24 protein-coding genes, 1 tRNA gene and 1 rRNA gene are annotated in these 25749 nt (G+C 67.5%); 15 read left to right on the top strand and 11 right to left on the bottom strand.

Annotated features, from left to right (window positions below; all coding sequences use genetic code 11):
* Window positions 1-113, top strand: a 5S ribosomal RNA gene (gene rrf / locus DEQ92_RS16090); the annotation flags it as partial.
* Window positions 114-291: 178 nt separating this feature from the next.
* Window positions 292-368: transfer RNA gene (locus DEQ92_RS16085), tRNA-Cys, on the top strand.
* A 63-nt stretch (window positions 369-431) separates the two neighbouring features.
* Here DEQ92_RS16085 and DEQ92_RS16080 read toward each other — a convergent pair.
* Window positions 432-3983, bottom strand: a complete 3552-nt coding sequence (locus DEQ92_RS16080; protein WP_233516882.1) for a tetratricopeptide repeat protein — start codon at window positions 3981-3983, stop codon at window positions 432-434.
* A 216-nt stretch (window positions 3984-4199) separates the two neighbouring features.
* On the opposite strand from DEQ92_RS16080, the gene DEQ92_RS16075 reads away from it, so the two are divergent.
* Complete coding sequence (locus DEQ92_RS16075; protein WP_050459187.1) at window positions 4200-5054, top strand: hypothetical protein; 855 nt, start codon at window positions 4200-4202, stop codon at window positions 5052-5054.
* 12 nt (window positions 5055-5066) lie between these two features.
* Here the strand turns inward: DEQ92_RS16075 and DEQ92_RS16070 are convergent, their stop codons facing one another.
* The 3 genes from DEQ92_RS16070 to DEQ92_RS16060 all read right to left on the bottom strand — a co-directional run bounded on the left by DEQ92_RS16070 (window position 5067) and on the right by DEQ92_RS16060 (window position 8651).
* Entirely contained in the window at window positions 5067-5294 is a 228-nt protein-coding gene (locus DEQ92_RS16070) for a hypothetical protein (protein WP_004976531.1), read from the bottom strand.
* 49 nt (window positions 5295-5343) lie between these two features.
* Entirely contained in the window at window positions 5344-7926 is a 2583-nt protein-coding gene (locus DEQ92_RS16065) for a heavy metal translocating P-type ATPase (protein ID WP_050459188.1), read from the bottom strand.
* A gap of 125 nt (window positions 7927-8051) precedes the next feature.
* Window positions 8052-8651 carry an AsnC family transcriptional regulator gene (locus tag DEQ92_RS16060; protein ID WP_049905180.1) on the bottom strand — a complete coding sequence of 200 codons (600 nt, stop codon included), beginning with the start codon at window positions 8649-8651 and terminating at the stop codon, window positions 8052-8054.
* Between the two features lie 132 nt (window positions 8652-8783).
* Between DEQ92_RS16060 and DEQ92_RS16055 the strand changes: the two genes are divergently transcribed.
* From DEQ92_RS16055 to DEQ92_RS16025, 7 genes are all read left to right on the top strand, one after another.
* Window positions 8784-8981, top strand: a complete 198-nt coding sequence (locus DEQ92_RS16055) for a heavy-metal-associated domain-containing protein (protein ID WP_004976528.1) — start codon at window positions 8784-8786, stop codon at window positions 8979-8981.
* Between the two features lie 110 nt (window positions 8982-9091).
* Entirely contained in the window at window positions 9092-9274 is a 183-nt protein-coding gene (locus tag DEQ92_RS16050; protein ID WP_004976527.1) for a hypothetical protein, read from the top strand.
* Between the two features lie 109 nt (window positions 9275-9383).
* Window positions 9384-9743, top strand: a complete 360-nt coding sequence (locus DEQ92_RS16045; protein WP_004976525.1) for a hypothetical protein — start codon at window positions 9384-9386, stop codon at window positions 9741-9743.
* Window positions 9744-9968: 225 nt separating this feature from the next.
* Window positions 9969-10505: a DoxX family membrane protein gene (locus tag DEQ92_RS16040; RefSeq protein ID WP_050459189.1), complete on the top strand. Its 537-nt coding sequence runs from the start codon at window positions 9969-9971 to the stop codon at window positions 10503-10505.
* A 247-nt stretch (window positions 10506-10752) separates the two neighbouring features.
* Window positions 10753-11718 (top strand): FAD-dependent oxidoreductase, encoded by a 966-nt coding sequence (locus DEQ92_RS16035; RefSeq protein ID WP_115805405.1) that lies wholly within the window; start codon window positions 10753-10755, stop codon window positions 11716-11718.
* On the top strand, window positions 11715-12830 hold the full coding sequence (locus DEQ92_RS16030) for an iron ABC transporter permease (protein WP_004976520.1): 1116 nt from the start codon (window positions 11715-11717) through the stop codon (window positions 12828-12830). The genes DEQ92_RS16035 and DEQ92_RS16030 overlap by 4 nt, the downstream gene beginning before the upstream one ends.
* 32 nt (window positions 12831-12862) lie before the next feature.
* Window positions 12863-13711, top strand: coding sequence for an ABC transporter ATP-binding protein (locus DEQ92_RS16025; RefSeq protein WP_394338705.1), 849 nt, complete (start codon window positions 12863-12865; stop codon window positions 13709-13711).
* Window positions 13712-13811: 100 nt separating this feature from the next.
* Here the strand turns inward: DEQ92_RS16025 and DEQ92_RS16020 are convergent, their stop codons facing one another.
* The 5 genes from DEQ92_RS16020 to fer all read right to left on the bottom strand — a co-directional run bounded on the left by DEQ92_RS16020 (window position 13812) and on the right by fer (window position 18223).
* The gene (locus tag DEQ92_RS16020) at window positions 13812-14285 is read right to left on the bottom strand and encodes a peptidylprolyl isomerase (protein ID WP_004976518.1); all 474 of its coding nucleotides are present in this window, start codon (window positions 14283-14285) and stop codon (window positions 13812-13814) included.
* 58 nt (window positions 14286-14343) lie between these two features.
* Window positions 14344-15807, bottom strand: a complete 1464-nt coding sequence (locus DEQ92_RS16015; protein WP_115805403.1) for a hypothetical protein — start codon at window positions 15805-15807, stop codon at window positions 14344-14346.
* 90 nt (window positions 15808-15897) lie between these two features.
* Window positions 15898-16749: a cytochrome c biogenesis protein CcdA gene (locus tag DEQ92_RS16010; protein WP_115805402.1), complete on the bottom strand. Its 852-nt coding sequence runs from the start codon at window positions 16747-16749 to the stop codon at window positions 15898-15900.
* The gene (locus DEQ92_RS16005; RefSeq protein ID WP_115821115.1) at window positions 16743-17342 is read right to left on the bottom strand and encodes a TlpA family protein disulfide reductase; all 600 of its coding nucleotides are present in this window, start codon (window positions 17340-17342) and stop codon (window positions 16743-16745) included. Before DEQ92_RS16005 ends, DEQ92_RS16010 begins: the two co-directional genes overlap by 7 nt.
* A 113-nt stretch (window positions 17343-17455) precedes the next feature.
* Window positions 17456-18223: a ferredoxin Fer gene (gene fer, locus DEQ92_RS16000; protein WP_115805401.1), complete on the bottom strand. Its 768-nt coding sequence runs from the start codon at window positions 18221-18223 to the stop codon at window positions 17456-17458.
* Between the two features lie 146 nt (window positions 18224-18369).
* Here fer and DEQ92_RS15995 point away from each other — a divergent pair, with 146 nt between their 5' ends.
* A complete protein-coding gene (locus DEQ92_RS15995; protein WP_004976511.1) occupies window positions 18370-19371 on the top strand; it encodes a lysylphosphatidylglycerol synthase transmembrane domain-containing protein in 1002 nt (333 codons plus the stop codon).
* Window positions 19372-19421: 50 nt separating this feature from the next.
* On the opposite strand, the gene DEQ92_RS15990 is transcribed toward DEQ92_RS15995, so the two are convergent.
* Together DEQ92_RS15990 and DEQ92_RS15985 are read right to left on the bottom strand one after the other, a co-directional pair.
* Window positions 19422-20381, bottom strand: coding sequence for a hypothetical protein (locus tag DEQ92_RS15990; RefSeq protein ID WP_004976510.1), 960 nt, complete (start codon window positions 20379-20381; stop codon window positions 19422-19424).
* Window positions 20382-20564: 183 nt separating this feature from the next.
* Window positions 20565-21104 carry an Lrp/AsnC family transcriptional regulator gene (locus DEQ92_RS15985; RefSeq protein WP_004976509.1) on the bottom strand — a complete coding sequence of 180 codons (540 nt, stop codon included), beginning with the start codon at window positions 21102-21104 and terminating at the stop codon, window positions 20565-20567.
* 191 nt (window positions 21105-21295) lie between these two features.
* Here DEQ92_RS15985 and DEQ92_RS15980 point away from each other — a divergent pair, with 191 nt between their 5' ends.
* The 4 genes from DEQ92_RS15980 (at window position 21296) to DEQ92_RS15965 (ending at window position 25749) form a co-directional block, all read left to right on the top strand.
* Window positions 21296-21778: a hypothetical protein gene (locus DEQ92_RS15980; RefSeq protein WP_004976508.1), complete on the top strand. Its 483-nt coding sequence runs from the start codon at window positions 21296-21298 to the stop codon at window positions 21776-21778.
* Window positions 21779-22081: 303 nt separating this feature from the next.
* Window positions 22082-23770, top strand: a complete 1689-nt coding sequence (locus DEQ92_RS15975) for an ABC transporter substrate-binding protein (protein WP_050459198.1) — start codon at window positions 22082-22084, stop codon at window positions 23768-23770.
* Window positions 23771-23821: 51 nt separating this feature from the next.
* Complete coding sequence (locus tag DEQ92_RS15970) at window positions 23822-24841, top strand: ABC transporter permease (protein WP_004976506.1); 1020 nt, start codon at window positions 23822-23824, stop codon at window positions 24839-24841.
* 2 nt (window positions 24842-24843) lie between these two features.
* Entirely contained in the window at window positions 24844-25749 is a 906-nt protein-coding gene (locus tag DEQ92_RS15965) for an ABC transporter permease (protein ID WP_004976505.1), read from the top strand.

The raw sequence follows: 25749 nt of genomic DNA, 5'->3' as shown, positions 1-25749 counted from the left end.
CAGAGCGGTGAGGTTCCACCCGTACCCATCCCGAACACGGCAGTTAAGCTCACCTGCGTTCTGGTCAGTACTGGAGTGAGCGATCCTCTGGGAAATCCAGTTCGCCGCCCCCACTCATACAGAGCCCGCTGGACTTCGGTCCAGTGGGCTTTTTTCATTTATGGCGAGCGGCAAACGCTCGCTCGCACACTACACAGACAGCGACCGCTCTCTCGGTCGAGACAGCGAAAACGCCCGACTCAGGTCGCACACCGTCAGGCTTAAGCACAAGACAGGGATACCAGTAACTGCGCCAAGGTGGCAGAGTTCGGCCCAACGCATCCGCCTGCAGAGCGGAACCCCCGCCGGTTCAAATCCGGCCCTTGGCTTTTCTCTTCGAACGCAACTCTCGCGAGCGACGCGTCTCGGTATCGAAGCGGCGACTGACGACGCTATCGTACGAGCCGCTGTTCGAGCGCGCTGACCGCGTCGTCGTCGCCCAGTTCGTGTGCGAGTTCGAGGGCGTCAAGTGCAGTCTTCCGCGCTCGAACCCCGGCTTCGACGGAGGAAAAGCACGCTGCAGCGCGTCGTAATTCGGCGAGTGCATCGGAAACGTCTCCGGTCTCACAGAGCGCCGTAGCGTACTGTCGGCGACACCGGCCTTCGAGGACTGCCGTCGGCGCGGATTCGATTGCAGTCCTGAGTAGCGAAGTCCCGTCGTCAGTCTCTCCCGACCGCACGTACACCTCTCCGAGCGTCACGCTCGCGAGCGTCCTCGGCTCGTCGCCGAGTCCGGACGCTCGTTCGTGGGCGCGTTCTGCGACCGTTCGCGCGTCGTCGAGATCGCCGCTGTCCAGGAGAGTTCGGGCGCGGACTGTCTGGAGTTCGGTCCGCTTCGACTCGTTTTCTTCGAGGAGGTCGATGGCGCGTTCGGCGTATTCGATGGCGGTCTCGGGTTCACCGAGTTCAGAGAGCGTTTGGGCGAGACCGTAGTACACGTCCCTTCGAATCCAATCGAACTCCGGGTCCTCGACGTCGTCGAGAAGCGATTCGTAGCGCTCGCGCGCGTCGTCGAGCGCCCCGCGGTCGAACGCTATCTTCCCGAGGTTGTTCGATGTCGACGCGACGCCGATGGAGTCGCCGATTTCGACGCGGATGTCGAGCGCGAGTCGGGCGTATCGCTCCGCTTCGTCGAGCGTCCCGTTTTCGAGTTCGATACGGCTGAGAACGGCGAGGCTCAGCGCTTCTCCCCACGGATACTGAATCTCTCGGCGAATCTGGAGACTCGTGCGGGCGTGCGCCGCGGCTGACTCGAACTCACCGAGCGTTATCTCGACGAGTCCGAGGTTCGCGAGCGTGCTCGCAACTTTCGTCTCGTCTTCGAGGTCGCGACGGAGTTCGAGCGCTCGCTGGTAGTAGCCTTTCGCGGCCTCCGGATTGTCGGTCTGTGCCTCGATACCACCGAGCGCGTTCAACACGTCGCTGCGGCCCACCTCGTCGTCGATTCGACTGAATCGTTCGAGGGCCTCCTGTGCGTATTCGCGGGCGGGCTCGAACGAACCGCGGTAGCGTCCGACCTCGGAGCGTCCGGCAAAGCCGTCGGCGCGCGCGCGGACCAGTGCCGCCTCGTCGAGGCGCTCGTCGTCGAGCGACGCGAGCGACTCGAACTCTCGTTCGGCGCGTTCGAGTTCGCCCCCGTTGACGAACATGCGGGCGCGCCACCGACGAACGTCGAGTCGGAGCGTGCCGTCGCAGGCCCGCGGCACGTCGACGTCGGAGTAGTCGGTCTCGGCGTACAGCTCGGAGAGCGTCGGCGTGTTGACGCCGAGTTCGAACACGCTACGGACGAGTCGTTCTCCCCACGTCGCGGGGTCGCTCTCGATAGTGCGAACGATATCGGCGGTCCCGCCGAACACCGATTGGACGGTCCGGCGCGCGTCGCCGTCGTCGACGAGCGAGCAGAGCGCGTCGAGACACCGCTCGAACCGGCGGCGGGCGCGACGCTCGGATTCGAGGTCGAGCAGTCGCTGGAGGAAGCGAGCGGACCACGTCTCGTGGACCGCGCGAACCCGGTCGCCGTCGGACTCGTCGTCGCCGAACGCGGAGTAGAGGACGGTCCGTTCGAGCGCGTCGAGCGCTTCTTCGACGACCGATTCGTCCTGCTTCGACTCGGTGAGCGCGTACGCGAGCGGCGGCGAGACGCCGATGCCCGAGGCGTTCAGGAGATTCACGAGAACGCCGACGTCGACGCCGAGTCGCTCGTCGACGCGTTCGAGGTCGGCGTAGACGGAGTCGATGTCGTCGAGGAGGCTCGTCGGGGCGGCGTTCCCTCCTGCTGCCGGCTCGGCGTGCCGGGCGAGTCGATGCAAAAAGAGATACATCTCTCCTGGTTCGAGGTCCCCGCCCTCGTTCGGGGTGAGTTCCTCGGGGTCGATATCGACGTTCGTTCCCACAGTCGCCTCGAAGTGCTCGACCAGTCTGGCTCGCTCGCGGGCGTCGACGACGGGAACAGAGACCACGTCTATCGATTGTCTCCGGTGGAATTCGAGGCGAGCGGTGCCGCGGAGCGAGTCGTCGCGCCACTCGCTTTCCCGACTGTCGAGGAGGAACGTCACGCGGTCGTCGTCGTCGAACTCGCGGACGAGTTCGAAGATGCTGTTCGCCTCGGTCCGGGTCGCGTCCTCGACGACGACGAGGACGTGCCCGCTGGCCTCGGCGAGGTACGACCCGAGGTGCGCCGTGGAGGTAAACGGGTCGTGCTGGCCGGACTTCCGGTAGAGGACGGTACCCTGCTCGTGGTCGTACCACCGGCACGCGACGGACATACAGACCGTGCTCTTTCCCGCGCCGGGCGGCCCCGTCACGACGTGGTCGGTCCCCGAGCGGAGTCGGGAGAACAGGTCGTCAGTCACGTTCTCGCGTCCGTCTTCGGTCGGGCGCTCGCGGTCGAGCGCGTAACCGGCGCGGACCTCGCCGAGGTCGAAACCGGCGCGCCAACACGCCAGCGGCGGCGAGACGCCGACGCGGTCGAAGTACGCCGGTGCGAGCCGGGCGAACCCTTGCGACCGCAGCTCCGTGGAGAGCACCGGGCCGCGAATCGCCGCACTCCCACCGCGGTCGTCGGTTACGTTCCGGGAGCCGGCCGTCGTCGCTTCGGCGTCCGCATCGCCCGCTTTGGCGTCCGCGATGTCGGCTTCGGTTTCGGGAGCGTCACCGTCGGCGTTTCCGTTGAGGTCGAACGGGCTCGCGGCTTCCCAAATCGACTGCACGCGGCTCCGGGCCCACGCCACGGCGCGCTCGCTCGTGTTCTCGATGACGCAGCGTGCGCGCGCGTCGTCGTCGTAGGCGACCACCATCGCGTGGGGCGTCCCGTCGAGCGTCGTCTGCGCGATGGCGAACGGGGGAACCTCGCCGACCCGAAGCTCGCAGTCCGGGACGGTCTGTACGGTTTCGAGAAACGCCGGGTACGCCCGCCAGATAGCGGTGACGACGGAGTTGGGAGCGACGAACCGACAGGAGTGCCCGTCGACGAGCCAGGTCGTACACCGGTCGACGAACGTCTGACTCGGCAGGTACGGGAGGACGAACGTCCCGTTGTTCGTCGCTTTGAGCCTGTTTCCGAGCGCATCGAACGGGTGTGAGACGCGCGGGTCGGTCCGCAGTTCGTCGCCCCCGACGACGGCCTCGACCGGAAGCGGGTAGTCGGCGGCCGCTCCGGCGACGAACGAGTCGAGTTCGAGCACGTCGGCGGCGGCGTCGCGAGTGGCGCGAAACAGCGAAATGAACTGTCCGCCCTTCAGCGACGTGGTGTAGTCGCCGTCGTCGAGGACGAACCCCGCGGCGGTCAGGTCGCGTATCGCGCGGTCGACCGTCGAGCGCGAGTACGGAAGCACCTCGGTCAAATCTCGCTTGTCGAGGCGCGCGCCGTCCAACGCGTTGAGGAAGTCGAACCGATCGGCGGCGAGTTCCAACTGTTCTGTGACGAGGTCGTCGTCGCGCGTCACGACCAACTCCCGGTTCGGCTCCGTCGAACGACTGGTCGATATCTCATTGACGGGAGGTTCGGCCAATAGTTTCAAAAACCCTTGTCAATCCACAGCTTCGACTGTTCGTCTGCACCGTCGTATTGGGGGCGGGAGTCGCCGCCGGCAGTCGCGCGACGCGGTGACACGCTCCGAGGAAAAGTAATCGTTATACGCCGCGTGGCCCATGCCGAAACCATGCAACGACGCGCCGCGGTCATCTCCGTCGTGTTCTTCCTGGTCATCGGTGCCGGTGCATACTCACTTATCGCGACTGCATCGACGCCGTCGGTCAGTTTCGAGAACCCCGAGTACTCGCTGGCACAGGGGGACGAGTTCTCCGTCCCCGATAGCGACCAGGCGTACACAGTGTCGTCGATAACCGAAGAGGAGGAGTCGGGCGGTCACGGTGGTGGCACCACGCTGGTCCGCTCCGGTGAACTCACCTACGTGAACGACTCCGCTCGCTTCACCGAGACGTGGGACAACGAGAGCACCGTCACGCTCGACGGCACGGACTACCGTGTCGAAATCGCCAACGTCTCCGACCCCACCGAAGCGACGCTGGTCGAACTGTACAACGAGACCGCAATCCTCCAAGCCGACTCGAACGCCGACAACGAGACCGTCACCCGCGACGGCGAGCGCTACGTCGTCGTCAACGATTCGACGCTCGTCTCGGTCGACGAGTACTTCCCGGCCAACGAGACGCGCACCGTCGCCGAGGGTGACTCCTTCGACTACAACAACCAGTCCGTCACCGTCGACGCGGTCGAGACCTCCGGCGTGACCCTCGAGTGGTTCGCGTCCGAGGAGAACACCGTCACCGTCGAAAACGAGGCGAACCTGACCATCTCGGGACAGCAGTACCTCGCGTACTTCCCGGACGGCGAGACGCTCGTCCTGACGCAGAACTACGACAGCTACCAGGCGCAACTGTCCGAAATCGACAGCTTCCACGAGACCGAAAACGGTCTCTGGGGCATCGCCATCGTCTCGTTCACCACGGTCATTCTCCTCATCGGCATGGCGTTCCTCCCGTCGCGGTACTGAACGTCCCGTCCGTCACCGTTTTTCGCGCGCCTCGACCGCCCCGAGCCACGCGGCTCCGGCACCGATGACGACCGCCGACAGCGACCCGACTATCTGGAGCGCCGCGACCGCGACGACCGACCCGCCGGCCGCGTAGCGCCACGGGGCGCTCGCGAGCGTTCCGAGGCCGACGAGAACGAGGAACGCGCCGACGGCGACCAGGAGCCACGGCTCCGTCCGCGCGGGGGTTCGAGTGGACATACCCTGAGAGAATCGCCGCGCGAGGAGAAAAGCGAGACGGCGAAGCGGACTACCGCCGGAGGAAGTCGAGGAAGCGGTAGTCGTGGTCCGGCGTGTAGGCCCGGAACAGGAGGCTGTTCGTGAGGACGGACACCGACGACAGCGCCATCGCGCCCGCGGCGAACACCGGCTGGAGGAGGCCGAGCGACGCGAGCGGAATCATCGCGGTGTTGTAGCCGAGCGCCCAGAACAGGTTCTGTTTGATTTTCGCGAGCGTCCCCGCGGAGATGCGGATGGCCTTCACCACGTCGAGCGGGTCGTCCCGCATGAGCGTCACGTCGGCCGCCTCGATGGCGACGTCGGTTCCCGAGCCGAGCGCCGTGCCGACGTACGCGGCGGCGAGCGCGGGCGCGTCGTTGACGCCGTCGCCGACCATCATGACTCTCGTTCCGTCGGCCTGCAGGGACTCGACGGCGTCGGCCTTGTCCTCGGGGAGGACGCCGGCGCTGACGTTCTCGGGGTCGATGCCGACCTGCTCGGCGACGGCGCGGGCGGTCCGCTCGTTGTCGCCGGTAATCATGTGGACGGTCGCGCCGCGGTCGCGGAGCGCGGCGACGGCCTCCGCGGCCGACTCCTTGATTTCGTCCGCGTCGGCGACGACGCCCGCGAGGTCGCCGTCGACCGCGACGAGCATCGCGGTCTTGCCCTCGCGTTCGAGGTCGCGGAGCGCGTCCTCGGCGGGCGCGGGGTCGACGCCCGCGTCCGAGAGGAGTTTGCGGTTACCGACGAGGACGGTCTTCCCGTCGACGGTCGCGCGAATCCCGTGACCGGGGACGTTCTCGAAGTCCTCCGGGTCGGCGAGGTCGAGGCCGCGGCCTTCCGCGCCGGCGACGATGGCGCGGGCCAGCGGGTGTTCGCTGTTGCGCTCGGCCGAGGCGGCGTACCGGAGGACCGCGTCCTCGTCGAGCGTCTCGTCGTCGGCGGTGACGACGCCGGAGCCGTCGGCGGCGGGGCCGACGGCGACCACGTCGGTCAGCGTCATCTCGCCTTTGGTGAGCGTGCCGGTCTTGTCGAAGACGACCGTCTCCACGTCTTTGACGCGTTCGAGCACGTCGCCGCCCTTGAACAGGACGCCGTTGCGCGCGCCGATTGCCGTCCCGACCATCGTCGCGGCCGGGGTCGCGAGGCCGAGCGCGCAGGGACAGGCGATGAGCACGGCCGACGCGAAGACGACGACGGCGAACTCGAACGTCGAGACCGCGCCGCCCGCGGCGACGGGGCCGCCCGCGACGAGCCCCCAGACCGGGAGCGACCGGATGAAGCCCGCGAGCGCCTCGGGGAAGAGGAACCAGACGACGCCCCACAGGAGGGCGTTGGCGATGACCGCGGGCACGAAGTACGCCGAGATGCGGTCGGCGAGGTTCTGAATCTCGGGCTGACGGCCCTGGGCCTCCTTGACGAGCGAGACGATCTGCTGGATTGCGGTCTCGGAGCCGACCTTGGTCGCCTCGACCACGAGGACGCCGTTTTGGTTCACCGTCGAGCCGACGACCTCGTCGCCTTCGGCCTTCGAGACGGGGACGGACTCGCCCGTGACCATGGACTCGTCGACCGCGGAGTCGCCGTCGACGACGACGCCGTCGGTCGGAATCTTCTCGCCGGGACGGACCTTCATGCGGTCGCCGACCTCGACCTCGTCGAGGGGGACCTCGCGTTCGGTCCCGTCGTCGTCGACGAGCGTCGCGGTGTCGGCTTCGAGTTCGAGGAGCGTCCGGAGCGCCTCCGACGCCTGTCCCTTCGAGCGCGCTTCGAGGAAGTTCCCGAGCGTGATGAACACCAAGATGAGCGCGGCGGTGTCGAAGTAGAGACTGCCGGCGAGGAGACCGACGAGGACGGCGACGGAGTAGAGGTACGCCGTCGAAGACCCCATGGCGATGAGCACGTCCATGTTGGCGGTGCGGTTCCGGACGAGCGCCGTGTAGGAGTTCTCGTAGAACTCGCGGCCGAGGTAGACCTGCACCGGCGTGGCGAACGCGAAGCCGACCCAGCCGATTGGAACGCCCGTGCCGGGAATCGTCTCGGGGAGGCCGCCGCCGAACAGTTCGACCGCGAGCATCGCGAGGAGCGGCAGCGACAGCGCCGCGCCGAACAGCGTCAGGCGCTTCTGCCGGCGAATCTCCTCGTTACGGGCGGCGTCGCGGGCGTCGTCCGCGTCCCCCTCGTCGCCGTCGTCTTCCCGGACGGGCGTGTAGCCGGCTTCTTCGACCGCTCGGTACATGTCGTCGAGGCTCGCGTCGGCGGGGTTGTAGGTGACGTGCGCCTCGTCGGTGGCGAAGTTGACCTCGGCGGCGACGACGCCCGGAACCGACTCCAGCGACTTCCGGTTCGCGTCGGCGCAGTTCGCACAGCTCATCCCGGTGATGCCGATGGTCCGGCTCTCCGAGAGCGCCTCGTAGCCGGCGTCCTCGATGGCGTCGTATATCTCGCCGAGCGATACCTCCTCGGGGTCGTACTCCACGGAACCCTCGTCGGTGGCGAAGTTGACGCTGGCGCTCGCCACGCCGTCGAGCGCCTCCAACGCCTCGCCGACGGTGCGCGAGCAGTTCGCGCAACTCATCCCGCGGATATCTAAATGGGCCGTTCGGCTACTCATCTCACCTATACGTACGTGCCCCTCTCTTACCTCGATTTCCCCTTCAGGACCGAGCGTCATCGAGGGGTCGAACTTTGGATTCGAAACCAGTGGCCGCGTCGCTCGATTATCGGCCCCCGGCCCGCTCAGTCGTCGTTCGCGCCGGCTTCGAGGCGGTCGTATCGGTCTTCGAACCGGCCGAGACAGGACGAACAGCAGAAGTGGTAGAGCGTCCCGCCGATGCGGGCGCTCTCGCCCTCGCTCGTCACCGTGTTGCCGCACTCGGCGCACTCGAGGGCGAATCCGGTTCCGTTGACCGTCGGCGTCCACTCGGCGGACTCCACGAGGCTCACCTCGTAGTCGCGGACCCGCGAGAGGTCCACGAGGTCGTCCAACTGGGCGCGGACGGAGTCCCCGTCGAGCCGGGCGTGGACGGTCACTTCGCCGTCCGCCGCGACGAACAGGTGGTGGACCGGGTCTGCCGCTCGGAGGGTGTCGCGGACCTCGTCGACGAACTCCGGGCGGACGGTGAGTCTGACGAGCACGGGCGTCCCGCCCGAGAGCGTTGACTGGTCGAGGTCGACGGTGAACCGGCGAATGATGCCCTCCTCGCGGAGGCGGTCGATGCGGTCGGAGACCGCCGGCGCGGAGAGGCCGACTTCGGCGGAGATGTCGCTGAAGGGTCGGCGGGCGTCTTCGGCGAGGAGTTCGAGGATGTGGAGGTCTGTTTCGTCGAGCGCGCGCATGCGACTCAGTTGGTACCACGATGTCATAGGTGTTCCTCGCGTTTGGCTTTCGAATCGAAAGCTAACGTCGGGAGTTTGTCGAACCGCCGAAAGGGAAATCCACTAAATCGGGAAGCCCCTATCTCGAACCGCATGTCGACCACGCTCACCGTCACCGGGATGACCTGCGAACACTGCGAACAGCGCGTCGCCGACGCCCTCGCCGGCGTCGACGGCGTCGAGGACGCGACCGCCGACCGCGAGGCGGAGCGAGCGACCGTCGAGGGCGACGCCGACACCGACGCCCTCGTCGCGGCCGTCGAAGAGGCGGGCTACGACGCGAGCGCCTGAACCCGAGACGCGCCCGACCCGGACGGCGAGGAGACCGGGTGCCACGACCGGGGAGTCGGTTCGATGCGCCCACCTCAACGGTTTTCTCCGGCGACCCGCTATCAACGACCATGCACGCGCGGTCGTGGGCGGCCGTCCTGTTCGCGCTCGTCATCGGACTCCTCCTCGCGCTCGGCGTCGTCAGACTCGCCGCCGGTGACACCGGCGACTTCGCGCGGAACGCCGGCATCGCCGCCCTGCTGACGGTTTTCGCCGTCGCGCTGGTCAGAGACTGGGCGTCGAACGCGGAGTGAGGCTCGCGACCGGGAGCCTCGCCCGGCCGATTCCGCGGGAATATATCAACAGATTGTCTTTCACTTCGGGGGCAGACGGTTACAAGAGGCCGCGGTCCCAATCCCGCCTGTGTCTCCACCGAGCGACGACGACTTTCGCACGCACTCCCCGACGGCCCCGATAGACGACACGCCGACCGTCTCGTGTTCGCGGTGCGGCGAGGAGTGGGACCTCTCGTACGAACTGGACGAGCTACAGCTCGGCAACCAGTCGGTCGAGCAGTTCGCGCTCGACCACCGTCGCCACACCGGACACTTCCCGGACGACGTCTCGCCGTGGGTCGTTAGCTGCCGACAGTGTCCCGACGGCGAGCAGTTCCTCTCCGAGGCCAGCGCCCGTCGGTGGGCCCGCACCCACGCCCGCCACACGCGACACGAGGTGGCGATGGACCACGCCGACGACGACGGGGTCGTCATCACGCCCGAGTGAGTCGGCGGGGACGGGTCAGTCTCGCCCGACGACGCCCGCCGTCGGCCGTGTGACCGGTGGAACCCACGCACCGTATCGAGACGTATCTTCGCGTTCGCGCCCGCCGAGGGTGCCGGTTCGAATCGACGTGGACGGCCCGCCGATTCCCAGTTTCCGAGGATTCGAAAATCGCTCCGGATTTATAACCTCCCGGCGGCCCACGCTTCACACGTGAGGTGACAGACGATGGCCGCAACCGGCGAAATCGAGATGCTGGGGAACCGGATGGAGTTCGACTACGCCGAGGGCGTCACCGGCTACGTGCTCGTGTTCGCCCGAATCATCACGGGGTACTGGTTCCTCCACGCGGGGGTGACGAAGTACCTCGCCGCCGAGCCGTTTAACGCGGGCGGCTGGCTCGTGAACGGCACCGCCGGCGCGCCCGGCCCGGTCCACGCGTTCCTCGCGTGGGTCGGCCAGACGCCGTGGATGCTCGAGTTCACGAACGTCATGGTCCCGCTGGGCGAGACGCTCATCGGGTTCGCGCTCATCACCGGGGCTGCCGTCCGACTCGCCGCCGCCGGGGGGACGTTCCTCATGACGTTCTTCTACCTCGGCAACGCCGACTGGGGACACGGGCTGGTCAACGGCGACCTGCTGGGGCTCGTGCTGTTCCTCGTCGTCGGCGCGCTCGCGGCGGGCCGCATCCTCGGCCTCGACGCGTACCTCGAAGAACTGGAGTTCGTCCGTCGGCGGCCCGCGCTCCGGTACCTCCTCGGCTGAGGCGATTTCGGCCGCGCTGGGCCGCGTTCGTCAGGCAGTCCGGCGGGCTTTCTCTCGGACGTCGTTACCGGTGATTCGCGTGAGTCAGCCTCTTTACGGGCCGTTCTCCGCGTGTCGGTGGATTTAGGAGTACCTAAAATCCGAAAGTGGTTTATTGTATTAGGGACGCCTAAAACGTATGAACGAAGACGGAGCCGACTTCGACCACGCTCCCCGACGGGCTGTTCTCACGGGGGCGGTCTGAGCCGTGACCGACCAAGGCACCGAACCTGACTCGACGGACGTGGTCGTCGTCGGCGGCGGTCCCTCGGGGTGCGCCGCGGCCGTCTTCACCGCGCGATACGGCCTCGATACCGTCGTTTTCGACCGGGGCAACGCCGCCTTCCGCCGGTGTGCGTACCTCGAAAACTACCTCGGTTTCCCCGCCGGCATCGGCGTCGACACCTTCACCGCGCTCATGCACGAACACGTCGCGGAGGTCGGCGCGGACTACGTCGCGGACATGGTCGTCTCGGTCGAGCGACCGGGCGACGATGCGGGTGGAAACGCGAGTGACGCCGCCGCCCGGCGATTCGTCGTCCGCACGCAGGACGACCGTCGGGTCGAAGCCGACTACGTCGTCGCCGCCGCGTGGTACGACGGCGACTACCTCCGCGGCCTCGACGACGACGACGCGATGTTCGAGGAACACGACCACCACGGCGAGGTCCACGAGCACTTCGACGCTTCGTACGCCGACGACGACGGGCGAACTCCCGTCGAGGGGCTGTACGTCGCCGCCCCGTCGGGCGAGCGGAACGCGCAGGTCGGTATCGCCGCCGGACAGGGCGGCCACGTCGCCCGGTGTCTCATCGAGGACCGCCGGCGCGAACGCGGCTTCCCCGGCGACCTCGCGCGCCACTACGACTGGCTCCGCGCCGACACCGAGTTCCAAGGCGAGTGGGGCGACCGCGACCGCTGGCGCGAGTGGTTCGAAAGCGAGGTCCCCGACGACGCCGACCTCGACGACGAGCGCCTCGCGGAACTCCGCGAGTCCTACATCGACCGGGCGTTCGACACCCGCCGGACCGACCACGAGGTCGAGACCGCCGAACCCCGCGGCATCCGGCGACTCGTCGAGGCGATCGGTACCGAACGCGTCCTCGACGCGCTCCCTGACGAGGCGCTCGCGGACTACCTCGACGGACGCGAACTCGGGGGTGTCGAGCAGTGAGCGGGACGACGTCGACAGAACAGTCCTCGGGGTCGGTGCTGAACCGGCTGTTCGGCTGGATAGACGGCTCGCTCGTGTCGCTTTGTCTCGCCAGCCTCGTGGTCGTCGTGGCCGGCGGCCTCGTGCAGGTCAGCTTCGGTGCGTTCTCGATGACCATCGGCGAGGCGTGGCGCGCCGTCTTCGACCCCGCGGTCATCTTCGACCCGCAGGTCTGGCAGGTGTTCCTCCTCGGCGGCGAACTCCCAGACCTCAGTCGGCGGACGCTCATCGTCTGGAACATCCGGCTCCCGCGGGTGTTCGTCGCCGCCCTCGTCGGCGCGAACCTCGCAATCTCGGGCGCGATTTTCCAGGCGGTCACCCGGAACGAACTGGCCAGCCCGTTCATCCTCGGCGTCTCGTCGGGGGCCGGACTGCTCATCCTCCTCACGCTCGTCGTCTTCTCGGGGCTCGCGGCGTACCTCCCGCTTCTGGCGGCGCTCGGCGGGATGTTCGCGTTCGTCCTCGTCTACCTCATCGCGTGGAAGAACGGTACCTCGCCGGTCAGACTCGTCCTCGCGGGCGTCATCGTCGGCACCGTCTTCCAGAGCCTCCAGACGGGGCTGTTCTTCTTCGTCGACGACATCGGCGTCGTCCAGTCCGCCATCGCGTGGACGACCGGCTCGCTCACCGGAACCGACTGGGAGCAGGTTCGCATGGCCCTCCCGTGGTCGATTATCGCTATCGGCCTCGCGCTCGGGAGCTCCCGACAGCTCAACGTCCTGCTTCTGGGCGAACAGACCGCCCGCTCGCTCGGGATGTCAATCGAGAAGGTCCGATTCGCCCTCTCGGGCGTCGCGGTCCTCGCGGCCGCGGCGAGCATCGCCGTCGCCGGCATCGTCGGCTTCGTCGGGCTCGTCGTCCCGCACTTGGTCCGGAACGTGGTCGGCAGCGACTACAAGCGCCTCGTCGTCGGCTGTCTGTTCGCCGGCCCGGCGCTGATGGTCGCCGCCGACGTGGGCGCGCGCCTCGCGCTCAACCCGATTCAGCTCCCGGTCGGGGTCGTCACGGGCCTCGTCGGCGGGCCGTACTTCCTCTACCTCATGCGCAAACAGCAGAACATCGGTGAAGTGTGATGTCCGAACAGCAATCAGGAGACTCCCAACAGATGGTACAACACGGCGAAACGGACGCGACCGCGGACGGACGCGCGAGCGTCGAAGACGGCTCGACACGCGAGAGCGCGCTCACCGGTGACGCGCTCGAACTGTCGTATCCGACGAGCGAGGAGCCGGTCGTCGAGTGTGACCGAATCGACATCCCGCGCGGCGAAATCACGGCGCTCGTCGGACCGAACGGCTCCGGCAAGAGCACGCTCCTGAAGTCGCTCGCCAAACAGCTCTCGCCCGACACCGGGAACGTCTATCTCGACGGGAAGTCCATCACCGAGTACGACGACAAGGCGTTCGCGCGCGAGTTGGGACTGCTCTCCCAGCAACACGACTCGCCCACGTCGCTCACCGTCGAGGACCTCGTCTACCACGGCCGGTACCCCCACCGGAGCTTCTTCGAGCAGGTCAACGAGGACGACCACGAGGCGGTCGAACGCGCCATCGACCTCGCGGGCGTCGAGCACATCCGCGACAAGCAAATCGGCAACCTCTCGGGCGGACAGAGCCAACTGGCGTGGATTGCGATGGTGCTCGCACAGGACACCGACGTGCTCCTCCTCGACGAGCCGACGACGTACCTCGACTTGCACCACCAGCTCCGGGTGCTGGAGACGGTCCGCCAACTCAACGAGGAACGCGGCGTCACGGTCGCGGTCGTCCTCCACGACATCGCGCAGGCGGCGCGCTTCGCCGACTACCTCGTCGCCATGCAGGACGGCGAACTGTACGACTGGGGCCCGCCGCGCGAGGTCGTCACCGAGGAACTCCTCGCCGACGTGTTCCGCGTCGAGGCCGCGGTCAACTACACGCCCGACCCGGAAATCGTCCCCAAGCACTCGCTGTAGCGGCTCGGCGCTCCTTCTCGACGCTCAGTTCCGTTCCGTTCCCGTTCCGTTCTATCGCCCCGTCACAACTGCTCCAACTGCTCCGACCGGCCGCGACCGTCTACTGGACGGCGACGATTTCGATGTCGAAGACGAGCGTCTTCCCCGCGAGTTCGTGGTTGAAATCGACTTCGACGGCGTCGTCGCGAACGGCGGTGACGTCGCCGTGGAGCCCGTTTTCGGCGTGGACGTGCAGGCCGACCTCGGGCGTCTCGCCGACCATCCCCTCGAACGTCTCGGGGTCGTAGGTCCGAATCCGGTCGGGGTCGAACTCGCCGTAGGCGTCCGCCGGCGGGACGGTCACGGTGGCCTCCTCGCCGGCCGACATCCCGACGACGGCCTCGTCGAGCCCCGGAATTATCTGCCCCGCGCCGACGACGAACGTCTGGGGGGCGTAGTCGTCGCGGTCCTTCTCCTGGGCCTCGTACAGGCCGTGTTCGACCGCGACCTCGTACCGCGAGGTGTTGAAGACGGTCCCGTCTTCGAAGCGTCCGACGTACGCGAGCGCGACTCGGTCTCCCGACTCGATTGCCATAGCGGGGCTCGGCGGAGGACGCGCATAAAAGTCGTCATCGAGGCATCCCGCCGGGGGGTTACTGCGGTCGGGCGGGCGTCCGAAGCGCCGGCGGCCTGTTGCTGTCGGCTGTCGTCGCCATCCCAGCTGTCGTCCCGTTTTCGACGCCCTCGACCCACGCAGGGGGCGTCACAGTCGTCTCGCCGACGCGGCCGTAGGTCCACTCGAATCGCACCCAGTAGAACCCCTCGTCGGAGACGAGCGCATAGGTCGCCGTCGCGTCGGCGACGAACCCCCGCTCGTCCACGTGAGCGACGAACTGGTAGTCCTGGACGGGTTCGACGCCGCCGATGGCCGGGCGTTGACTCCCCTCGATTCGGTAGTACGTGACGTTCTCGTCGGTCACTTTCCCGGTCACGTTCGTCGCCCGCGTGTCGAGGTACTGGCGGACGAGCCCGCGGTTCAGCCCCCGCGGCTCGAACTGCACCGGCGGCGCGGTGGCGTTGCCGTCGACCTTCCGGGTCCGCTCGACCGCGTCTTCGGTCTCGGCGACGTACCACGCGTCCCCGTCGTAGTAGACCGTCTCCAGTCGGGTCCGCTCGCGGCCCGACTCGACGGTCTCGGCGATGACGTAGCGGTCGCCAGCGACGGCGATGTCGGTGTCGTACTGTCTCCGCGTCGAGTTCGGGTCCGCGCCCTCGGGTCGGTAGATGTCGACCCACAGCGTGTAGGACTCCTCGGCCAGCGCGCGCTCGTGGGCCGTGCTGAGAGCGGTCAGGTTCTCGATGCCGTCCGGCCCGACGCCCGGAACGCGCTCCAACTCGCCGGGTTCGATGGGCTCGACCGGCCCGAGGCGCTGGCCGCTCCCGAGTCCCGGCGCGCCGGCGTTCCGCGTTTCCGACCCGGAGGCGGTCTCGGTCGCCGCGGTTTCCGACGGTCCCTCCGTCGCCGCGTCGTCGCGCTCGGGCGTGGCCGTCGGCGACCCCGACTCACCGGCCCCGCCCGTCCCGACTCCGGCGGACTGCATCGACCCGTCGAGCGGCGAGGGCACGAGGTCGAGCGCGACGGCCGCCCCGCTCACGACGGCGACGACGACGAAGAGCGCGGTGATTCCCCGGGCGGCGTCGCGGCCGACCGCGGCGGTTCGGTCCCCGAGTCGTCGGACCCTCCGCCGGGCACGAACCCGGAGCGGCGGCCGGAGGTCGTCGAGCGACGCGCCGAACTGGCGGCGACAGACCGCATCGGCGTCCTGCCGGTCGATGGCGTACAGGAGCGCCTCGGCGATGTCGCCGGCGCCGAGGTGTTTCACGCCGGCCGTGTCTCGCTCGGCCGCCGCCGACGCTCTCGACCGACGGCCGAAGGCGGGCCGAATCCGGACCGACCGGCCGCGGCGCTCGGCGCGGACGACCCCCGCCTCGACGCGCGTCTCGAAGCCGCGGGCGGCCCAGAGGTCGGAAACGAAGGCCAGTCGCGCCCGTGTCGGGAGGCGTTCGAGGCGGGCGACGACCGTCCGGTACCGGTCTGATCGCTGGTCGGCGTTCATCTGGTGCTTCCCTAGATAGAGGGGGCCGACGGTGATAGGCACTTCTGCGGCTCGGGGGTTCGCGGCGTCCCGCCCTGTCGGGTCCCCGGCTCAGACGACCCTGTCGAGGAGCGATTCGAGGACGGGCGCGACGCCGAGCACGTCGAACACGACGAGCAGGTAGTAGGCGCTGACGACGAGCATGACCGCGCCGGTGACGCGGTTGATGGCGGTGGTGTGTCGGGCGAACCACCGGGTCGCCCGTCGGCTGTACCGCTCCGAGACGAGGGCGAAGACGAGAAGCGGCGCGCCGATGCCGAGGCCGAACGCGAGGAACCCGAGGAGGCTCTCGGCGGCGGTGTCGAACAGCACGGGGACGCGCGCGAAGAACAGGGCGATGAAGCCGGGGTTGCAGGGCAGGACGATTGCGCCGAAGAAAAAGCCGTAGGCGAACGCCGACAGCGCCGGGTGGCGCGTCTCCGGCGGCTCGACGGTGGGGAGCCGCGCGAACACCTTCGCGTCGAAGAGGAGCGCGAGGCTCACGACGAAGAGGACGCCGAAGGCCGCCGGCGAGACGACCTCGACGACCGCCGTGAGCGACAGTTCGAGGAGGAACGAGAACACGACGCCGACGACGAGCATGAACGATACCGCGCCGGCGGTGACGAGGCCGCCGAGAACGGCTATCGGGAGGCCGCCGTCTTCGTCTCCATCTCTGTCTCTGTCCCTGTCCCTGTCTCTGTCCTCGCCCTCGACTCCGTTCCCGTCGCCGCGACCTCTCGAACCGCGTCCGTCAGCGACCCCGCCGGCTGGTGACGGCGACTCCGCGTTCGCCCGCGAACTCTGTCGCGCGAGGTACGCGAGGAAGCCGGGGTACAGCGGGAGGGCGCAGGCCGCGGTGAGCGGGGTGCCGACGCCGAGGAGGAACAGTTCGAACAGCCGCGGCGCGAGGTCGGTCAGCACTCGTCGACCCGCTCGCGGAGGAACGCGGTCGTCTTGTGGCCGTCCTTGAGCCGCGTCGCGGTCCCGTCGGGACAGAGCCGGACCATCGGCACGACCGGGGCGCTCGCCATCGACGAGCCGAACTCGGCGGTGAGGCTCCGTGTGACCGGCTCGGGCGAGACGGCGTAGCGCCAGTCGAAGCCGTGGTCCTCCGCGTGTTTCCTGACCTTTTCTGCGTCCTCGTTGGGGTCGATGTCGAGCGCGACCGTCAGCACGTCGTCGCCGACGGCCTCGTGGAACTCGACCAACTCGCGCTGTTGGTGCAGGCAGTTCGAACACCACACCGCGAACGTCTCCAGGAGAACCGGTCGGTCGAGGAGCCCCTCGATAGTGAACGTCTCGCCGGTGCGAACGTCAGTGAGTTCGGTCGTCCGCCACGCGCCCTCGTCGGCCGGCGTCCCGGTCGACCCGTCCCCCGTCGTCGTCGCGTCACCCTCGGCGTCGACAGTTCCGCCGCCGCTTCCGCCGAGGCAGCCAGCCAGCCCGACCGTTCCCGCCACGGCGCCCGCGCCCGCGAGCCGAAGGACGTCTCTCCGCGTCGGCGTTCCTCTCATATCGTTGTAGGGTCGCTATCGGAGCTTAATTCGGCCGCGTTGGGGCGCGGGTGACGCACAACCCCGAAGTCGCGCCGGGGCGCACGTCGGACGGGCCAGCCGCCGGGTGCCGGTCAGTCGCCCGCGCTCATCTTCCGGGCGTGCTGCGGGGGGAGCCGAAGTTCGTCGAGGCCGGGGAGGTGTTCGATGTTGTAGACGACCTGCAGGTCGTCGGTCACCGGGAGGCTGATACACGACAGCCGGACGCCCTGCTCCAGCATCTCCTCCGAGAGGATGTGGTTCGAGGGCATCTTCACGTCGCCTTCGACGACCGCCACCGCGCAGTTCGCACAGGCACCGCCGCGACAGGCGAAGGGCCAACTGTGGCCCGCGTCCTCGGCGGCCTTCAGGAGGTTGGTCCGCGGCTCGACGAACACCTCGCCGTAGGCGTCGCCGTCGAGGCCGCTTTCGGCGGCCTTCTCGAAGAGGTCGTCGTCGGCGAGCGACCAGCCGCGGTCGGTGAGCACGTCGTAGTCGAGGAACTCGACCCGCGCCCCGCGTCGTTCGGGTTCGGGCTCCGGGTCGGGTCCGGTATCGGAACCCGCGCCGCCGGTCCCGTCGCCGCCCGTCTCGCCGTTTCGGGCGGTGCCGGCGTCGTGCTGTCCGTTTCGGCTCGCCCCCTCGTCGGCCGGGCGACGGCCGTCAGTCTCGACGGGTTCGAGTTCGTCGCCGGGTTCGTAGCCGGCTCGAATCGCCTCGTAGGCCGTCCGAACCGCCTGAAATTCCTCGGCCGACCCGCCGTGGTCGGGGTGGGCCGACTTCACCCGCCGACGGTACGCGTCGACGAGTTCGTCCTCGTCTGCGTCCGGGTCGATGCCGAGCGTCTCGAACGGGGAGTCCACATCGGGGCTAGTAGGAACTCGCGAGCATAAATCCACGGCCACCGGCCGTCTCGTCGTGGTTTAGTCCTCGAATCGAGGCAGGGCCCCGACGACCGACGCGGCCGCGAGTCGCGGCGGTTTTGTAGCGGGCTTCGCTTCCTTCGGGTGTGAGACGCGGGATTCGGTTCGCCGTCGGCGCGGGGCTCGGTATCGGAGCGCTCGCGGCGTACCTCTGGTACGTCGGCCCGCAGGAGGTCGGCTCGCGCGTCGCGGCCGTCGCCCCGTGGGCCGTCGGCGTCGTCTGCGTTCTGATGCTCGCCGAGGCGACCGTCGACGGCCTCGGGGTCTGGGCGTCGGTTCGACCCCTCCGCGGCGGGCTCTCGCCGCGGGCGAGCGTCCAGTTCGCGTTCGCCGGCGACTTCTTCGACGTGCTCAGCCCCGCCGGCCCGGTGAGTTCGGAGCCAATCATGGCGCAGTTCTTCGGCGTCGCGACCGAGACGAGCTACAGCGAGGCCCTCGGGGTCCGCGGCGTCGCCAAGTACGTCAAATCCGCCGCACAGCTCCTTCTCTCGGTCGCCGTCGTCGGCGTCCTCTTTCTCGACGCACCGACCCCGCGGTTCGTCCTCGCGACGCTGGCCGGCGCGGTCGCCGCGCTGTTCGTCGTCGGCGTCGCGCTCGTCTGGGCGCGAGACGCGCTCTCGGCGGTCGTCGTCGCGGTCCTGACCCCGGTCGTCCGCGCTGTCTCTGGACTCACCCGCGAGACGCCGCTCGGCCGCGACGCCGTCGCCGCCGCAGTCGAGCGGTTTTGGGAGCGCGTCGTCCACTTCCGCGACGCGCCGGAACTCCTCGGCGTCATCGCGCTCAGCGGCGTCTTCGAGCAACTGCTCACGTCGCTCGCGCTCTGGGTCGCGCTCGCCGGGACCGGGACGAGCGTTGCGTTCCTCCCCATCGTCGCCGTCATCCCGCTCCCGCAGGCGGCGAGCGTCGTCCCCGTCCCGGGGAGCCTCGGCGCGTACGACGTGCTTCTCGCTGGCGCGCTCAGTCTCACGACGGGCGCGCCGGCCGCGGGGGCGGCCGCGGCGGTGCTCGTCGTGCGGACGTTCGAACTCCTCGTGTCGCTCGGGTGCGGCGGCGTCGCCACCGGGTTTCTGCGCGGCTTTCGGGCCTGAGACGGTTGGCGCGTCCCCGTCGCGGCGGCGTGAGAGGTGGGAAAAACGAGTCAGTCGGCGGCGCGCTCGTGAATCGGGACGCTCGCCAGTCCGACCGCGTTCGATTTCGAGGAGACCGAAAGCGTCGCGTGCCAGCCCTCATCGGCCGGCGTGACGTGCAGGGAGACCGGCTTCCACGACTCCGCCCGGCGGTAGAGGTCGAGGACGACCGGTAACACCGGAAGCCGTCCCTCGCGCGCCGAGAGCGCGTACCGTTCGAGGGTCAGTTCCGCGGACCTCGTTCCCGACTCCGGCCCGGGCCGCCACGGCGAGCAGGTGTACGACCCGACGAGGTCGAGTCGCTCCATCTCGGCCAGCGTCGCCTCCAGCGCCCCGGCCGACTCGGGTCGCGACGAGAGGTTCGATGCGGCGCGTTCGAGCACGTCCGCCTGCTCGGCCGACGTGAGGTGGACGTGGAGCGCCGTCGCCATGCTCTCCAACAGGCGCAGACAGAGGTCGTCCGCGCTGGACATCGTCTCCGCGAGGTCGAAGTACGCGTCCATCACCGCCGTCTCGACAGCCCGATGGTCGGCGTCCACGAGCGCCTCGAACACCGCCGCCGCGACCCGGTGGCAGAACTCGACCCGCTCGGAGCGCCCGCCGCCGGCGCAGTCGGGTCGGCCGTCCGCGTCGGTTCCGAGGTCGCAGGGCGGTTCGGGAAGACCGGGCGTCGCACCGGCGGTCGCCCATCCCTCCGCGGTCGCGTCCGCGCCGCCGAAGCCCGGAACGTCGTCGTGTTCCGAGACGATGAGGTCGTAGTACGGGACGTTCGGGTCGTACCGCCGGAGCGCGGAGCGGTACTGTCTCGCCGCGCGGGCGGCGGCCTCCGCGGTCGAACGGTCCTCGAACCGGAGACCGTCCACCGGGACCGGCCGCTCTCCGGTCCGTCCGCAGACGAGTTCGTACGCCCCGTCGTCGCTCGCGAGCGATTCGATGTGAGTCCGAATCTGGGTGAGTGTCGTGCCGACCATGGTGTCTCTGTCTACTGGTTCGCGGGTCGTGTCCCGACGCCGCGGTCCGTGCGTCGCTCGCTCGACACATTGTTTAGGCCAACCTAAAACGTGTTGGTTCGGCCGGTCGGTGCACCCGCGAGGACCGGCGGCTCTCGGACTGTACGTTCGACCCGACGCTCGCTCGCGGCGACTCCGACCCGGTTACGACGCGTCGGGTGCCTCTTCGCCCGGCCTGTAGAACGTCCGGTGGAACATCTTGTAGGAGTCGGTGATGGGGACGATGGTGTAGCTGTCGACCACGTCGCTGTCCTGCAGGAGTTCGCGGACGTAGCTGTTGATACTACTCAGAGAGGACTGCCAGACGCGAATCAGCAGGTCGTACTCGCCGATGCACTCCGCGACCTCGTAGACCAGCCCCTCGTCGAGGAGTCGCTCGATGAACGCCGTGATTTCGTCGTTCGTGGAGCCCTTGTCGTACGAGATGTGGACCTCGGCGTAGGGGTAGTCGGCCGCCCGAAAGACCAACAGCGCGAAGATTTCGAGGATGCCGTCCTCTTGGAGCATCTTGCGCCGCCGCCGCGCGGCCGTCCGAGAGAGTCCGACGCGGTCGGCGAGCTCCGTGTCCGAGATTCGCCCGTCCTTGTTCAGTTCGCGGAAGATGAGATAGTCCTTCTTGTCCATCCGGTCTTCGAGAAGTTCGACAACGCGCGGGTCCTCTATCCACTCCTGCGAATCGGGCATTGCTATTCTCACGGTTATACCGCTTAGCTTCATATATATGAATGTTTCTTCAAAATCTCCGAATCGGATACAATTTGTGAACGAATCGTTTACTCACAGTATGGCGGCCGACGACCGAGATCGCAGGCCGTCGGTGGAACGCGGATTTCTGCCCCAAACACTTTTACTCCGCGTTCACAGAGGGTGTCGGCATGGTACGCGGAAAAATCAACCGAACGAACAAGGCCCTCGCCGATTGGGCTGACATCCTCACCGAGATAGACGAGGTTTCGGCGGAACTCGAAGATTCGGGCTGGGAGACGCTCGTTCTTCATCCGGGAGACGTCGCCACGACGGACGCGGCGGCGGCCGCCGACGCCGGGTTTCGGCTCCTCGTCCCGGACTCGGAGCTCGAAGCGCTCTCTTCGACCGTTTCAGAGCCTGATGCGGCGTTCGAGCAGCTCGAAGTCTACCGCGCCCGCGACACGAACGTTCGAATCTTCGTCGTCGTCGTGAAATCGGAAGAAACGATGGAAGCGGTCCTCTATCCCGTGTTTTACGACCCGGACACCGACCGCTCGTTCGTCGAAACGCTTCGGACCGAACCCGAGATTCGGACGACGGTGAGCGACCTGGGGGACACCCGTCGTTGCTCGTTCCGACACACCGAACCCGCCTTGTTTCTCCCGGAGTAACTGTTCGCGGCGGCGTCGATTCCGTCTCGTTCTCGGCCGCGCTCGCCGCGACGTTCCCGTGATTGACGGCCGGCTACTGTCCACTACTACCACTATTGACTGTGTATCTCTGTCTTCAGATAACCGAGATAGATGAGAATCAGCTTCTATTTCTTTCTGGGGTGCGTATTCGTCCATATCTGTGTGTTCTCGGTTCTCTCCATAATTATTACAAAGTTATAATTAGATGAATCAACTTCTTTTATCGACGATATGTTCAATCACTAGGAAAGCTTTATACGAATAGGGTATCCACAACTCTCCATGCCAACCGGCAACATAGAACGCAGAAAACTCCTGAAACTCATGGGTGCGGGAGCGACGAGCGTCGCACTCGCGGGTTGTCAGGGGACCCAGCAGACCGAGACCACCGAGGGCAGTTCGGGTGGCGACTCGACGACGACCGAACAGACGAGCGACGGCGGAAGCGGCGCGAGCGGCGGTAACGACTTCCACTTCGTCGCCGGGCAGGTCTTCGGGACGCTCGACCCCGCAGAGCAGGTCGACTACACGCAGGGGCTCGCGGCGCAGAACCTCTACGACGAACTCATCACGGTCGACGCCGAGACGCTCCAGCCGACGGCGCACATCGCCGAGAGCTGGGACACCGAAGACGAGGGGAAGACGTGGGTGTTCACCGTCCGCGACGACGTGACGTTCTCCGACGGCACGCCGCTGACCGCCGACGACGTGGCGTACTCGCTCACCCGGATGCTGGAACTCCAGCGCGGGTACTCGTCGTTCTGGCTCGACTACCTCGACCCCTCGAACATCACCGTCCGCGACGAGCGGACGGTCGCCTTCGAGTTCAATCAGGCGTACGGCCCGGCGCTGGCGACGTTCGTCCAGTTCTACATCGTCAACAGCACCGTCGTCCAGGAAAACGAGACCGACGGCGACTACGGCAACGCCTACCTCCAGAACAACTCCGCCGGCTCCGGCGCGTACGTCCTCGATAACTGGGAGCAGGGCAACTCCATCGAGGCGTCGGCCTACGAGGACTACTGGAAGGGCTGGAGCGAGGACAGTTTCGACACGTTCCGCTCGACGGTCATCACCGAGGAGTCCACCATCAAGACGACGATGCAGCAGGGCGAAGGCGACATGACCGACCAGTACATGGGCACGCAGGCGTACGCGGAGATGGACTCGTACGCCAACGTCCGCGTCCCCGAGGTGCCGCAGCTGCAGTTGTTCCACTTCCCGCTGAACTGCCAGAAGGCACCGACCGACGACATCAACGTCCGGAAGGCCATCGCCTACGCGTTCGACTACGACAGCGCCGTCAACGACATCATCGGCGGCGGCGGCGTCGCGGCCGGGCCGGTCCCCCGGGAGATGGCGGGCCACAACGGCGACCTCGTCCCGATGGAACAGGACCTCGACAAGGCCAAGGAGTTCCTCGACAAGGCGGACTACTCCGTCGACGAAATCAACGAAATCGGCCTCGAACACGTCGTCGTCGCCGGGACCGAACTCCAGCGCCAGATGGGGCTTCTCAACCAGGCCGGGCTGAGCGAACTCGGCATCGACCTCGAAATCAACCCGCTGCAGTGGGCCCGCCTCACCGACCGCGCGACGAGCGCCGAGTCGACCGCCCACATGACGAACATCTTCCACACGGCGAAGATGCCGTCGCCGGACAGCCACACCTACCTGATGTACCACCCCTCCTCGTTCGGGTCGTACATCTCCCAGTCGTGGTACTCCACCGACGAAATCGCGGCCACCCTCGAAGAGGCGCGCCAGACCTCCGACCTCCAGTCGCGGCTGGAGAAGTACGAGGAGGCGCAGGCGCTCATCGTCGAGGGCATGCCGAGCGTCTACATCGCCAACCCGCCGTACCGCATCGGCATCAACGAGAACGTCGAGGGCTGGCAGTACCGCGGCGTGATGTCGTTCGACTGGGACGTCCACTCCATGACTCGCAGCGGCGAGGGCCGGGCGAAGTAGTCGCCCGACGACTTTCGACGCCCCGCTTCGGGCCGTCTTTCCAACTCACCAATGTCATACGTAGATTACCTCGTTCGGCGCGCAATCCACTCGGTCCCCGTCATCTTCGGGCTGTCAGTGCTCATCTTCCTGATATCCCGCGTGATTCCGGGCGACCCCGTTCGGTTGGCGCTCGGACCGGAAGCAACGGAACAGCAAGTCGCGACACTGCGGGCCGAGATGGGCCTCGACCAGCCGCTGCCGATGCAGTACGCCGACTGGCTGTTCGGCGTCGTGCAGGGCGACTGGGGGATGTCGCTTCGGACGAACAACAACGTCTTTTCGGACATCGTCGCCCGCCTGCCCGCGACGCTCGAACTGACCGTCGTCACGCTGTTTTTCGCCGTGCTACTGGCGATTCCGTTCGGCGTCGTCGCCGGAACCAACAAGGACCGCTGGCAGGACCACCTCTCGCGTATCACCGCCCTGTTCGGCGTGTCGATGCCGCGGTTTTGGGTCGCAATCGTCCTGCAAATCGTCTTCGTCGTCAGCCTCGGGCTGTTGCCCCTCTCGGGGCGGCTCAGCGACGGCGTCGCTCCCCCGCCGGCGGTCACGAACCTGTATCTGGTCGACAGCCTCATCGCCGGCCAGTTCGGGACGTTCCTCGACGCGGCCACGCACCTCCTGTTGCCGACCGTCGCGCTCGGCCTCGCCACGCTGGCGCAGGTGATGCGGCTCATCCGTTCGGACATGATCGACGAGCAGCGCAAGGACTACGTCCTCGCCGCCCGGGCCTACGGCCTTCCGAACACCCTCATCGAATACAAGTACATGCTGCAAAACGCCTTTACGAGTTCACTCACGGTGGTCGGCCTCGCCTTCGGGTTCCTCCTCGGGAACGCGTTCCTCGTGGAAATCGTCTTCGCGTGGCCGGGGATGGCGCGCTACGGCGTCCAGGCCATCCTCTATCAGGACTTCAACGCCATCGTCGGCGTCACCATCGTGGTCGGTATCGGCTTCGTGACCGCCAACTTCGTGGTCGACCTGCTGTACGGCTACCTCGACCCGCGGGTGCGGCTGGAGGAGGGATAGCCGTGTCCACGAAGACCTCGCTCCCGTTTTTCGACACCGAGAGCGCCGCCCGAAAAGAGCGGATTCGACAGCTCAAACGCGGCTTTCGGACCTTCGCGGGCAACAAGCTCTCGCTCGTCGGGCTGGCGATGATTCTGACGCTCGTCGTCGCGGCGCTCCTCGCGCCGTACATCGCGCCGTTCCCCGAACACGCCGGCGCGGGCGTCTACTTCGACCAGGCGAGCGAGCCGCCGAGCGCGACGCACCTGATGGGCACCGACACGACCGGCCGCGACATCTTCAGCCGCGTCCTGTTCGGGGCTCGCCTGTCGCTCCTGATGAGCGGCATCGTCCTCTCTATCGCCATCTCCATCGGCGTGACGCTCGGGCTCATCGCGGGCTACCTCGGCGGGACGACGAACACCGTCATCATGCGGGTGACGGACATCTTCCTCGCCATCCCGCCCACGCTCCTCGCCATGGCGGTGGTCGCCGCGACCGGCGCGTCGCTGTTCAACGTCATGGTCGCCATCGCCTTCTCGTGGTGGTCGTGGTACGCCCGCCTCGTGCAGGGCGAGGTGCTCTCGATAAAGGAAGACGAGTTCATCGAGTCGAGCCGGGCGCTCGGGTCGGGGTGGGTGCGGACGACGTTCAAGGAGATTCTCCCGAACGTCGTCAGCCCCATCACGGTCAAGGCGACCCTCGACATGGGCTTCGTCATCCTCGTCGGCGCGGGCCTGTCGTTCCTCGGCCTCGGCGCGCAGCCGCCGACGCCGACGTGGGGCGCGATGATTGCACAGGGCCGCAACTACGTCACGAGCTTCTGGTGGATCGCCGTGTTCCCGGGGCTGGCGATTTCGTTCGCCGTCCTCGGGTTCAACTTCATCGGCGACGGCCTGCGCGACGTGCTCGACGTGGAGGTGGACTGA

The organism is Haloferax sp. Atlit-6N, from assembly GCF_003383195.1.
GTDB lineage: Archaea > Halobacteriota > Halobacteria > Halobacteriales > Haloferacaceae > Haloferax > Haloferax gibbonsii.
This window is presented reverse-complemented; position numbering and strand designations above follow the sequence as displayed.

Bases quoted from the DNA above. Each gene is read 5' to 3' on its own strand.
- DEQ92_RS16075 (WP_050459187.1), top strand. From the start codon at position 4,200: ATGCAACGACGCGCCGCGGTCATCTCCGTCGTGTTCTTCCTGGTCATC.
- DEQ92_RS16070 (WP_004976531.1), bottom strand. From the start codon at position 5,294: ATGTCCACTCGAACCCCCGCGCGGACGGAGCCGTGGCTCCTGGTCGCC.
- DEQ92_RS16065 (WP_050459188.1), bottom strand. From the start codon at position 7,926: ATGAGTAGCCGAACGGCCCATTTAGATATCCGCGGGATGAGTTGCGCG.
- DEQ92_RS16060 (WP_049905180.1), bottom strand. From the start codon at position 8,651: ATGCGCGCGCTCGACGAAACAGACCTCCACATCCTCGAACTCCTCGCC.
- DEQ92_RS16055 (WP_004976528.1), top strand. From the start codon at position 8,784: ATGTCGACCACGCTCACCGTCACCGGGATGACCTGCGAACACTGCGAA.
- DEQ92_RS16050 (WP_004976527.1), top strand. From the start codon at position 9,092: ATGCACGCGCGGTCGTGGGCGGCCGTCCTGTTCGCGCTCGTCATCGGA.
- DEQ92_RS16040 (WP_050459189.1), top strand. From the start codon at position 9,969: ATGGCCGCAACCGGCGAAATCGAGATGCTGGGGAACCGGATGGAGTTC.
- DEQ92_RS16025 (WP_394338705.1), top strand. From the start codon at position 12,863: ATGGTACAACACGGCGAAACGGACGCGACCGCGGACGGACGCGCGAGC.
- DEQ92_RS16020 (WP_004976518.1), bottom strand. From the start codon at position 14,285: ATGGCAATCGAGTCGGGAGACCGAGTCGCGCTCGCGTACGTCGGACGC.
- DEQ92_RS16015 (WP_115805403.1), bottom strand. From the start codon at position 15,807: ATGAACGCCGACCAGCGATCAGACCGGTACCGGACGGTCGTCGCCCGC.
- DEQ92_RS16005 (WP_115821115.1), bottom strand. From the start codon at position 17,342: ATGAGAGGAACGCCGACGCGGAGAGACGTCCTTCGGCTCGCGGGCGCG.
- DEQ92_RS15990 (WP_004976510.1), bottom strand. From the start codon at position 20,381: ATGGTCGGCACGACACTCACCCAGATTCGGACTCACATCGAATCGCTC.
- DEQ92_RS15985 (WP_004976509.1), bottom strand. From the start codon at position 21,104: ATGCCCGATTCGCAGGAGTGGATAGAGGACCCGCGCGTTGTCGAACTT.
- DEQ92_RS15980 (WP_004976508.1), top strand. From the start codon at position 21,296: ATGGTACGCGGAAAAATCAACCGAACGAACAAGGCCCTCGCCGATTGG.
- DEQ92_RS15975 (WP_050459198.1), top strand. From the start codon at position 22,082: ATGCCAACCGGCAACATAGAACGCAGAAAACTCCTGAAACTCATGGGT.
- DEQ92_RS15970 (WP_004976506.1), top strand. From the start codon at position 23,822: ATGTCATACGTAGATTACCTCGTTCGGCGCGCAATCCACTCGGTCCCC.